General features: G+C 71.7%; 6 protein-coding genes. 1 reads left to right on the top strand and 5 read right to left on the bottom strand.

The window, feature by feature from the left end:
• Positions 1-91 precede the first annotated feature (91 nt).
• Positions 92-3,991, top strand: coding sequence for a DNA-directed RNA polymerase subunit beta' (locus ACWC24_RS12295; protein ID WP_450662727.1), 3,900 nt, complete (start codon positions 92-94; stop codon positions 3,989-3,991).
• A 94-nt stretch (positions 3,992-4,085) separates the two neighbouring features.
• On the opposite strand, the gene ACWC24_RS12290 is transcribed toward ACWC24_RS12295, so the two are convergent.
• The 5 genes from ACWC24_RS12290 to ACWC24_RS12270 form a co-directional block, all read right to left on the bottom strand.
• The gene (locus ACWC24_RS12290) at positions 4,086-5,546 is read right to left on the bottom strand and encodes a M48 family metalloprotease (RefSeq protein ID WP_450662726.1); all 1,461 of its coding nucleotides are present in this window, start codon (positions 5,544-5,546) and stop codon (positions 4,086-4,088) included.
• Positions 5,547-5,633: 87 nt separating this feature from the next.
• The gene (locus ACWC24_RS12285; protein ID WP_450662725.1) at positions 5,634-6,245 is read right to left on the bottom strand and encodes a Pycsar system effector family protein; all 612 of its coding nucleotides are present in this window, start codon (positions 6,243-6,245) and stop codon (positions 5,634-5,636) included.
• Positions 6,242-8,206 carry a hypothetical protein gene (locus ACWC24_RS12280; protein ID WP_450662724.1) on the bottom strand — a complete coding sequence of 655 codons (1,965 nt, stop codon included), beginning with the start codon at positions 8,204-8,206 and terminating at the stop codon, positions 6,242-6,244. The genes ACWC24_RS12285 and ACWC24_RS12280 overlap by 4 nt, the downstream gene beginning before the upstream one ends.
• A gap of 55 nt (positions 8,207-8,261) precedes the next feature.
• Positions 8,262-10,484, bottom strand: a complete 2,223-nt coding sequence (locus tag ACWC24_RS12275) for a hypothetical protein (protein ID WP_450662723.1) — start codon at positions 10,482-10,484, stop codon at positions 8,262-8,264.
• Positions 10,481-11,551 carry a hypothetical protein gene (locus ACWC24_RS12270; RefSeq protein ID WP_450662722.1) on the bottom strand — a complete coding sequence of 357 codons (1,071 nt, stop codon included), beginning with the start codon at positions 11,549-11,551 and terminating at the stop codon, positions 10,481-10,483. The genes ACWC24_RS12275 and ACWC24_RS12270 overlap by 4 nt, the downstream gene beginning before the upstream one ends.
• Between the last annotated feature and the right edge of the window lie 137 nt (positions 11,552-11,688).

Here is an 11,688-nt window from a genome sequence, read left to right as displayed (position 1 = left end):
GAGTTCGGCCGGGCTCACCATGAGCCCGGCCGGCCCCAGGACCCCCGTATCAGACCCCATGACTTACAACCCTGAGAGGGATTGACGCATAGTGCTCGACGTCAACTTCTTCGACGAGCTCCGGATCGGTCTGGCCACCGCTGACGACATCCGTCAGTGGAGCCACGGCGAGGTCAAGAAGCCCGAGACCATCAACTACCGCACCCTGAAGCCCGAAAAGGACGGACTCTTCTGCGAGAAGATCTTCGGTCCGACCCGGGACTGGGAGTGCTACTGCGGCAAGTACAAGCGTGTCCGCTTCAAGGGCATCATCTGTGAGCGCTGTGGCGTCGAGGTCACTCGCGCCAAGGTGCGCCGTGAGCGGATGGGCCACATCGAACTGGCCGCTCCCGTCACCCACATCTGGTACTTCAAGGGCGTCCCCTCGCGCCTCGGCTACCTGCTGGACCTGGCGCCGAAGGACCTCGAGAAGGTCATCTACTTCGCCGCGTACATGATCACGTTCGTGGACGAGGAGCGCCGCACCCGCGACCTGCCCTCGCTGGAGGCCCACGTCTCCGTCGAGCGTCAGCAGATCGAGAACCGCCGCGACGCCGACCTCGAGGCCCGCGCCAAGAAGCTCGAGACCGACCTGGCCGAGCTCGAGGCCGAGGGTGCCAAGGCCGACGTGCGCCGCAAGGTGCGCGAGGGCGCCGAGCGTGAGATGAAGCAGCTGCGCGACCGTTCGCAGCGCGAGATCGACCGTCTCGACGAGGTGTGGACCCGGTTCAAGAACCTCAAGGTCCAGGACCTCGAGGGCGACGAGCTGCTCTACCGCGAGCTGCGCGACCGCTTCGGCACGTACTTCGACGGTTCGATGGGTGCCGCGGCGCTGCAGAAGCGCCTGGAGTCCTTCGACCTCGACGAGGAGGCCGAGAAGCTCCGCGAGATCATCCGCACCGGCAAGGGCCAGAAGAAGACCCGTGCGCTCAAGCGCCTGAAGGTCGTCTCCGCGTTCCTGCAGACCAGCAACAGCCCCAAGGGCATGGTGCTGGACTGCGTGCCGGTCATCCCGCCGGACCTTCGCCCGATGGTGCAGCTGGACGGTGGCCGCTTCGCGACCTCCGACCTGAACGACCTGTACCGCCGTGTGATCAACCGCAACAACCGCCTGAAGCGGCTTCTCGACCTCGGCGCGCCCGAGATCATCGTGAACAACGAGAAGCGCATGCTCCAGGAGGCCGTCGACGCGCTGTTCGACAACGGCCGTCGTGGCCGCCCGGTCACGGGCCCCGGCAACCGTCCGCTGAAGTCCCTCAGCGACATGCTGAAGGGCAAGCAGGGTCGATTCCGTCAGAACCTGCTCGGCAAGCGTGTGGACTACTCCGCGCGTTCCGTGATCGTCGTCGGTCCGCAGCTGAAGCTGCACCAGTGCGGTCTGCCCAAGGCCATGGCGCTGGAGCTCTTCAAGCCGTTCGTGATGAAGCGCCTGGTCGACCTGAACCACGCGCAGAACATCAAGAGCGCCAAGCGGATGGTCGAGCGCGGCCGCACGGTCGTGTACGACGTCCTCGAAGAGGTCATCGCCGAGCACCCGGTTCTGCTGAACCGTGCGCCCACGCTGCACCGCCTCGGCATCCAGGCCTTCGAGCCGCAGCTGGTCGAGGGCAAGGCCATCCAGATCCACCCGCTCGTCTGCACCGCGTTCAACGCGGACTTCGACGGTGACCAGATGGCCGTGCACCTGCCGCTGTCCGCGGAGGCGCAGGCCGAGGCCCGCATCCTGATGCTGTCCTCGAACAACATCCTCAAGCCCGCCGACGGCCGTCCGGTGACGATGCCGACCCAGGACATGGTCCTCGGTCTGTTCTTCCTGACGACCGACGGTGAGCTGCGCGACACCAAGGGCGAGGGCCGCGCGTTCGGCTCCACGGCCGAGGCGATCATGGCGTTCGACGCCGGTGAGCTCGCGCTGCAGTCGGCGATCGACATCCGCTTCCCGGTGGGCACCATCCCGCCGCGCGGCTGGACCCCGCCGGCGCAGGAGGAGGGCGAGCCGGAGTGGCAGCAGGGTGACACCTTCCGCCTGCGGACGACCCTGGGCCGCGCGCTCTTCAACGAGCTGCTGCCCGAGGACTACCCGTTCGTCGACTACTCGGTGGGCAAGAAGCAGCTCGGCGAGATCGTCAACGACCTGGCGGAGCGCTACCCCAAGGTCATCGTGGCGGCGACGCTCGACAACCTGAAGTCGGCCGGCTTCTACTGGGGCACCCGCTCCGGTGTCACCGTGGCCATCTCCGACGTCGTCGTGCCCGAGGCCAAGAAGGCCATCGTCGCGGGCTACGAGGCGCAGGACGAGAAGGTCCAGAAGCAGTACGAGCGCGGTCTGATCACCAAGGAAGAGCGCACTCAGGAGCTCATCGCGATCTGGACCAAGGCGACCAACGAGGTCGCCGAGGCGATGAACGCGAACTTCCCCAAGACGAACCCCATCTTCATGATGGTTGACTCGGGTGCCCGAGGAAACATGATGCAGATGCGGCAGATCGCCGGTATGCGTGGTCTGGTGTCGAACGCCAAGAACGAGACCATCCCGCGTCCGATCAAGGCGTCCTTCCGTGAGGGCCTGTCCGTGCTGGAGTACTTCATCTCCACGCACGGTGCCCGTAAGGGTCTGGCGGACACCGCCCTGCGTACCGCCGACTCGGGTTACCTGACCCGTCGTCTGGTGGACGTCTCGCAGGACGTCATCATCCGCGAGGAGGACTGCGGCACCGAGCGCGGCCTCAAGCTGGCCTTCGCCGAGCGCGGCGCCGACGGCGTCCTGCGCAAGGCGGACAACGCCGAGACCAGCGTGTACGCGCGCTGCCTCGCCGAGGACATCGTCGTCGACGGCAAGGTGCTCGCCCCGGCGGGCGTCGACCTCGGTGACGTCCTCATCGACCAGCTGGTGGCTGCGGGCATCGACACGGTCAAGACCCGCTCGGTCCTGACCTGTGAGTCCGCCGTCGGCACCTGCGCCATGTGCTACGGCCGCTCGCTGGCCACCGGCAAGCTGGTCGACATCGGTGAGGCGGTCGGCATCATCGCCGCCCAGTCCATCGGTGAGCCCGGTACCCAGCTGACGATGCGTACCTTCCACACCGGTGGTGTGGCCGGTGACGACATCACCCAGGGTCTGCCGCGTGTCGTCGAGCTCTTCGAGGCCCGCACCCCGAAGGGTGTCGCCCCGATCTCCGAGTCGGACGGCCGTGTCCGCATCGAGGAGACCGAGAAGACCAAGAAGATCGTCATCACTCCGGACGACGGCAGCGAGGAGACGGCGTTCCCGATCTCCAAGCGCGCCCGACTCCTGGTCGGCGAGGGCGAGCACGTTTCGGTGGGCCAGAAGCTCACCGTGGGTGCCACCAACCCGCACGACGTGCTGCGCATCCTGGGCCAGCGTGCCGTCCAGGTCCACCTGGTCGGCGAGGTCCAGAAGGTCTACAACTCGCAGGGTGTGTCGATCCACGACAAGCACATCGAGATCATCATCCGGCAGATGCTGCGCCGTGTGACGATCATCGAGTCGGGCGACGCGGAGCTGCTGCCCGGCGAGCTGGTCGAGCGCTCGAAGTTCGAGACCGAGAACCGTCGTGTGGTCCAGGAGGGTGGTCACCCGGCTTCGGGTCGTCCGCAGCTCATGGGTATCACCAAGGCCTCGCTGGCGACGGAGTCCTGGCTGTCGGCCGCCTCCTTCCAGGAGACGACCCGAGTTCTGACGGACGCGGCGATCAACGCCAAGTCCGACAGCCTCATCGGCCTCAAGGAGAACGTCATCATCGGTAAGCTCATCCCGGCCGGTACGGGTCTGTCCCGCTACCGCAACATCCGGGTCGAGCCGACCGAGGAGGCCAAGGCCGCGATGTACTCGGCCGTCGGCTACGACGACATCGACTACTCGCCGTTCGGCACCGGCTCCGGCCAGGCCGTCCCGCTGGAGGACTACGACTACGGTCCGTACAACCAGTAAGGCGCGAGTCGTCTGAAGCACTGAAGGGCGGTCACCCCACCGGGTGGCCGCCCTTCAGCGTTTCCGTACGTGGGCCCCGGGCCCGGTGCGGCTCTCAGCGCGGCCGCTGCGGCTGGAGGTACGGCTGGAGGTGGTGCAGCCGGGTGTGGTGGTCCGGGTGGGAGGAGAGCAGCTTGCTCAGCGCGCTCTCCTCGACGGGGACACCGCCGTTCTGGGCGGTGGCCTGGGCCTCGGCCTGCTGCTCCTGCTGGTGCAGCTTGCCCAGTACGGCGGCCAGCATCGGGGCGAAGCCGAGCGCGGCGGCGTGCTCGTCGGCGCGCAGCTCGGCGCGGCGGCCGACGGCGGCGAGCGCGTACGGCACGCCCAGGATCAGCAGCGGCAGCCCGTAGAGCGTGCTGATCGTGGCCATCGCGATACCGCCGATGAACAGCACCACGAAGGCGACGCCGAAGCAGCCGAAGGCCTTCGACACCCGGAAGACGAAGGTGGAGAACGCCTTCAGGAAGCGCCAGGCGAGCCGGCCCGGAAGCGCGTACCAGTAGCCGAGCAGGCCGGACCAGGCGTGGCCGCCGACGTGGTGGCCCAGCTCGTGGGCCATGACGGCGGCGAGTTCGCCGTTGGGGAGCTCGTTCATGGCGAAGCGGGTGACGCCGACGATGTGGCCGGCCGCGGCGACCGCGTTGAGGCCGTCGCTGTCCTCGACCCACAGCTCGTAGTTGCGCCCCTCGACCCCGGCGCGGGCCGTGACCTCCCGCCAGACGGGTTCGATTTTGGCTCGTTCTTGTGGAGTGGGGTGGCGCAGATGAAGCAGACGGCGCGCGAGGGCGCTTTCCGTCGGGCGGTGGAAGACGAGTGCGCCGCTGGCGATCCAGAGCAGGATCACCACGAACGCGAGATCGCCGAAGATCGCGGAGACCAGGCCGACGACGCACAGGCTGCACAGGAAGTTCGGCAGGTAGAGCAGCAGGTTGCCGACCGCGGTGGCGTCGGTGCGGCGCTGCTGGTTGGAGAGGTGGACCCGGCGGGCGTCGGTGCTGATGTGGTGCGGATGGGCGGGGTCGTCGGCCGCGGCCGCACCGGGAGCCGAGGCAGGGTCCGCGGGGGTCTGGGGAGGGGCCTGGGTGTACTGCGGGGGTATCGGGGCGGCCCCCGGATAGGTGGGTGCGGCCTGCGGGTACGTGGGCGGCTGTGGTTGGCCCGGGTAGGCGGGCGGCTGCTGGCCCGGATACGTGGGCGGCTGTTGCTGCTGCGGGTGCGAGGGCTGCTGCTGGGGGTACGCCGGTGGCTGCTGCTGCGGGTACGTGGGCTGCTGCGGATACGCCGGTGGCTGCTGCTGCGGGTGCGAGGGCTGCTGCTGGGGGTACGCCGGAGGCTGCTGCTGCGGGTACGTGGGCTGCTGCTGGGGGTACGCCGGAGGCTGCTGTTGCTGCGGATATGTGGGCTGCTGGGGATAGGCCGGTGGCTGCTGCTGCGGGTACTGCGGGGGCACCTGCGGCCGGGCTGTCTGCGTCGGGTACTCCGGGGGCTCCGGGTACTCCGGTGGTGGCTGGGTCATCGTGCTTCCTTGTACTTCCGTGTGCTTCCTGCGGAGACTCAGAGGCTCGACGGCCTCGGAGACGGGGACGGCTGCTGTGCGGCCGGATCAGCCGATCAGCAGCGAGGAGGGCAGCAGGGCCGTGCCGGCGCAGAAGGCGATCAGACCGGTGCGGATCCACTGGTGCTTGCGGGCGGCGATACGGCTCAGGCCAGCGAGGGTGCTGGTCAGCCCGGACGTGGGGTCGCGCCGGGTGTCGTCGAGCGCGGTCTCCAACCGGCCGAGCCGGACGGCTTCCTGGATGTCGCCGAAGTAGGACAGCGGTGTGCCCGGCGTCCATGTCCCGGTGCGGTAGCGGGGCAGCACCGCCAGCATCAGAGCCAGCAGGGAGAGCCCCAGGGCTCCGGTCCCGGCCCACCACAGCACCGCGCCCGGGGCGGAGAGCGCGGCCGGGGACCAGTTCCGCCCGGCGAGCAGCCCGCTGGAGACACCCACGGTCATACCGAGGGCGCCCACCAGGACGGACGCCTTGCCGTCCGCCCGGGCCACCTCGGCGCGCAACTCCGTGAGCAGCCGCTCGCAGAGGGGGACGAGGTCGCCGCCGTCCGGGTCGCCGCCCTGCCGGACGGCCGGCACCGGTCCGGGAGCGGGCCCGGGAGCAGGTCCCGGAGCAGGGAGGGGCGCCGGGGCGGGAGCGGGGTCGGGGTCGAGCGTGGTCATCCGCCGCTGCCCTCCGCCCGGTCGGCGGCGTCCTTGTCCCCCGGCTCGATGTCGCTGTCACCGTCGCTGTCGCCCTGGTGGGCGGTCGTCGGGACTTCCGGCACCGTCTGGGCCGGCAGTGTCGGGGTCCTGCCGTAGCCGGGCGGCGGCTGCCAGGCAGGAGCCTCCGGCGGTGCGGCCGGTGCCACGGCGGTGGCGGCCTGCGGGGCCGGGGCGCCGGGGTACGGGTCCGGTGCGCCGGTCGGGGGCGCGGGGGCGTACGCCGGGGGAGGCGGCGAGGCGGGCGGCCGGGCGTCCGGCCCGCCCGCGGCAGGCGGGAACGGGGGGCGCTGCGCGGCGCCGGGCGACGCGGGCGGCGTGGTGGGCATGGCCGGTGCGCCGTCCGGAACCGGAGGTGCCCCGGGCACTCCGTACGGCGGCGAACCGGGCTCCCCGGTCACAACCTGCGCCGGAGAGCCGGGTGTTCCGGGCGCCCCGGGCACACCGTACGGCGGAGCGCCGGGCGCCCCGGGGACTCCGTACGAAGGAGAACCCGGCGCCCCGGGCACACCGTACGAAGGAGAACCCGGCGCTCCGGGGACGCCGTAGGGACCGGTACCCGGCGCCCCGGGCACTCCGTAGGGGCCGGGGCCAGGCGTTCCGGGGACGCCGTAGGCACCGGGAGCGGGGTCCGGCGGCACTCCGGGGGCTCCCGGGGCGCCGTACGGGCCCGTCGGCGCCGCGTACCCGCCGGGGTGCTGCGCGCTCGCCCACCCCGGCCCGCCCGGCCCGCCGTCGCCCGGCAGGCCGGGCACTCCCGCCGCTCCCGGGTCCGGCGCGCCGCCGCCCTGCGGGATCGCCGACCCCGGGTACACGGGACCACCCCCCGGAAGCTGCGGCGGGTCCTGCGGTACGCCCGGCAGGCGCTGGGTGAGGATGTCGTTGACCGTGCGCAGGGCGAGCTGCTTCGGACCTTCCAGCTCCCAGTTCTCCGCGCCCTCGCCGCCCAGCAGCTGCTTCACCAGTTCCATCTGGGACTGGATCATGCGGAGCTGGTCCTCCCGCATGCTGTTCATGACGGTGGCCGAGTCCTCCGGGTGCTGGGCCAGGTGCAGCGCCCAGGCGTGCACACCGCCCTGCTGGAGGTGCCACGCGTAGAACCTGGCCTTCTCCGCCTCCAGTTGCTGGAGTTCCATCTGCTGCTCACTCGCCCGCATGAGCTGGGCGTGCTGCCACTGCTGCTGCTGAAGGGCCAGTATCTGCTGCTGGGTGCCGTACTGCATGGCCCGCTCGATCTGGAGGCGGTCGCTCTGCCGGTCCCGGTGGTCGACCGCGATGTCGATGTCCATGCCCCGCTGCGCCGCCAGGATCTGTTCGCTGGCGGATTGGTCGATGGCCCGCATGCGCCGCTGGTGCTCGATGTCGTCCTCGTCGCGGCGCAGCCGGAGCGTCCAGGTGACCTGGAGTCCGGCCGGGGCGCCGAGCGGGCCCAGCAGGTTCATCCGCTCCAGCAGCTCCGCCTCGGCGGCCGCGCTCTCGGCGATGGGGAACCGGCGCGTCACCGGACGGGCCGCCTGCTGGAGTTCGCTCAGCACCAGACCGGGTACGTCCCGGTGACCGCTGGCCACGAACCGGGCCGGGTCGATGACCTGCCAGGAGATGTCGACCGCGGCGGTGAACTCGAACGCGTCGTTGTCGCTGGGCAGTTCGAGGTCGCAGGTGTGCGGGTGCACGCCCATGTCCACCTCGTACACGGCCGTGTAGTGGTTGGCCAGGACCTCGGCGCGGGTCGGCCGCCGGGGCGGCAGATAGGGCTCGTAGCCGCCCTTGGCGGTGGAGAAGACCAGGGCGTGGTCGATACGGACGTACGACTTGAGGTTGAAGTCGAAGCGCGACAGCTGCCGCACGGTGAGGACCGGGTCGACGATCTGGGTGTGCCGGTCGGCCTGCTGCTGCCAATCGGGCTGGCGGAAGGTGGGCATGGGGCGTGTCTCCTCGGACGTACCACCCGGCGGGCGCGGGGCGTTCTGACGTGGGTCAGCGGGTCGGAAGCGTGGTGAGCAGGCGGGCCGCCACCGGGGGCGGGGGGTTGCCGTCCTCGCCGGGCATGGTGCGCAGCAGATGGCTCAGCCGCTGGTGTTCGGCGGGCGTGGTGACGAGCGTCGGGAGCAGGGCGGCCAGCGCCCATTCGGTGGTGGTGGCGCGGTCGGCGATCAGGACCCAGTCGCGCAGGACGTCGAGCGCGTGCCGGGTGGCGCGCGGGTCGGCCAGCGCGGCGCGCCAGAGGTGGGGGATGCCGCGGGCCGCGGTGCCGCCGGCGGTCACCGCGCGGGCGTACCAGGCGAGGACCAGGGGAGTCCCGTACCGCTCGTCGTCCTCCTTGCGGCGGCAGGCGTTGACGAACCCGGCGAGCGCGAGGTCGTGCACGGCGCGGTCGCGGTCGAGGTGCTCGCGCAGCTCCGCGAGCACCTGGTCGCTGGCGGGGGAGAGCAGCAACAGCTCGACGGCCTCGGCGAGTTCGCCGGCCATCGCCTCGTCGAGGTCGTCGGGGCCGTCGTCGTAGAGCCGCCGTACCGCGCCGCGCAGGGCGGCCATGGCCTCCGCGGGGCGTTCGGGGCCGATCAGTCCGTACGAGCGCACGGCCACCCAGCGCAGCCGGGCGTCGTCGCCCTCGCACCAGGCGTCGAGGATGCGCGGGATGTTGGGTGTGCCGATGAGGTGGGCGAAAGTCAGCGAGTTGACCGCGACGAGCCGTTGCCGGAACCGCTGCGAGGTCGCCCATGGCTCGATGACCAGTGCCATCGCCGAGGGCAGGTCGGTACGGGCCAGGATCGCGACGGTGGACGCGGCGCGGGTGCGCACCAGCGGGCGGCCGTCGTCGGCGAGCTGTCGCAGCCACTTGATGAGGGCGGGCCGGGCGGAGGGGTGGCCGGTCCACAGCTCGCGCAGCAGCACCAGCGAGGCCCGCTCGTCGCGGAACCTGGCCTTCTGCTGGAGCACCAGCCCCCACTCGGTGTGCTCGTCGTCCTCGAACCGCTCGGCGCGGGCCAGCCGCAGCCGTTTGCCGATATGGGTGCCGAAGACGGGGACCTCGGGGGGCCGGGCGGGGTTCTCGGTCTCCTGGAGGAAGCGGTACAGCAGGTCGCTCAGTTCCGCGGTGAGGGCGTACGGTCCGCCGTCGAAGGCGGCCAGCGCGACCAGGAACGCCTTGTCGCGCAGATGGATCGCGCTCTCGTCCTCCTCGAACCACTCCTGGACCTGGTGCTCCAGGGAGAGCAGCGAGAACTGGGCGACATCGTCCTCGGTGACCCGTCCGGCCGCGTGGCCGACCAGTAACTGGGCGAAGGCGGCCACCTCGCGGAGCTGGTGGCCGCGCTCCAGGAACTCCGTCACGGCCGGCAGGTCGAGGAGTTTGGCGGCGGCCTGCGGGGCGGGTCCGGCGTCCAGGTGCGCGCGGAGCACCTCGGCCGCGGCCGGCGGCCGCCACTCCACGGCGGGCACGTCCTCCAGGACGGCGGTGGGGCCGACGGTGACGACCAGGTAGGCGTTCCGCTCGGCGAGCCGGTCCTTCGCGGCGAGCAGGTGCGGTTCGCGCAGCGGGCGGTCGCGGCGGGTGGCGAGGTCGCACAGGACGTAGCCGCGGGCCTGTTCCTCGGTGGCGAACTGCTCGGCGAGGGAACTCGGTCCGGTGTCGCTCACCAGGGCGCGGACGGGGGCGGCGGCGAGCCGGCGCAGCAGCATCAGGGCGGCCGTGCGGCGGCCGGTGAAGCGGGCGCCGGACAGGACGAGCACCCGGTCGCGGCGCAGGCGTTCGAGCAGCTCGGCCATGACCTCCTCGTCGGCGGCGAAGGTGGCGTCCAGGCGGTCGAGCGTGGATTGCGGGATCTCGCCGGAGGCCGAGGAGGGCGCGGAGTACCCGGCCATCGCGTAGTGGATCTCCGTCTTGGTGCCCATGATGACGTCGCCGGTGACCCGGCCGCCGCTGACGCCGTGCTGGTGACCGCCGACCAGGCTGCCGCCGAACGACGGCGAGCCGCCGCTGAAGTTCATGGTCCGGGGGCTGTGGTCGATCAGGTCGCGCCGGGCCGACCAGGCGTTCTGCGGCTGCTCGCGCTCCTCGGCGGCGGGCGCGGCGGTCGGTGGGGCGGCCGGCTGGGCCTCGTCGGCGGCCGGCTCGGCGGGCTTCGGGTCCGGAGCGGCGGCGCCGCCTGCAGAGGCCGCCGCGGGTCTGGGGCTGTCCGGTTCGGGCCGGCCGTTCATGAGCCTTCTCCCCGCTGGCGGTCGTGGTCGCGGTCGCGCTCGTGACCGGGCTCGTGGCCGCCGAGGTGTACGTCGCCGGTGACCTGGCCGCCGCTGACGCCGTGCTGGTCACCGGCGACCAGGCTGCCGCCGAAGGAGGGCGAGCCGCCGTTGAAGTTGAAGACGGCGCCCGGCGCCGGGGCTCCCCGTGTCCCGTCCGGCGCCGGGCGGTCCTTGCGGGTTCCCTGCGCGGGGACCCGTTCCTCGGGAGTCCCCTGGGCGAGGGCCCGTTCCCCGGGAGTCCCCTGGGTGAGGACCCGGTCCTGGGGGGTGCCCTGTGCGGGGACGCGCTCCTCCGGCCGCCCCTGCGCGGGACCGCGCTCCTCCGGCCGCCCCTGCGCGGGACCGCGCTCCTCGGGCAGGCCCTGCGCGGTGACGTGCGGCGCCGGGCGGTCCCCCGATCCGCCCGGCGCCTCCCCCGCCCCCGTATCACCGTGGTCCTGGCCGGTCGCCCCCGCGGGCACCGGTCCGTGCAGCCACGCCTTCAGCGGGCCGTTCTTGCTCGCCACCGTCACCTCGTGGAAGTCGGCGGCCGGGATGCCGGGGTGGTCATGGCGTACGACACCGGAGTGCAGGGCGTCCGAGACGCACAGGGCGAAGTCGCCGGTGCGCTCGCGCAGCGCGGCCCGCAGCACGTCGGCGTCCAGCAGCCGGCAGGCGTGGTTGAGGTCGCTGCCGACCCAGCCGGCGTGCCGGTCGACGGCGACCCAACCGGTGGCGAGGACGCCGCGCAGCCGGATCTGCGCGGAGCTGGACGCCATGCGGTTGACCGTCCGCAGCTGCGCCGGGACCTCGGTGAGCAGGGCCCGCAGCAGTGCCGTGACCGGGGTGCCCGCGTCGATCAGCTCCATCACGGAGTCCCCGCGGTCGGCCCGCAGCCGGCGGGTCTCGTCGATGCCCGCGCTCTCCAGCGTCCGGTCGGCGACGTCGTAGAGCATGCGTCGTAGATAGGCCTGCTCCACATCGTCCCGATCGCTGAACCTCTCGATGTCCAGCAGCAGGATCGTGCGGTTCACAGGGTCGGTCATGGTCGCCTCTCGGGGGGTGTGCCGTGCAGAGCAGCAGCGTGGTGGAGACGGGGCTCGGGCGGTGAGGGCGGATGACCCATTCGGAGTGTGACCGTGTGCACAGAAGGGCGTCCGAGGCAGATGGGACACCACGGCAG

The organism is Streptomyces sp. NPDC001443, from assembly GCF_053597355.1.
The sequence above is the reverse complement of the archived record's forward strand: the minus strand, read 5'-3'. Positions and strand labels throughout refer to the sequence as shown.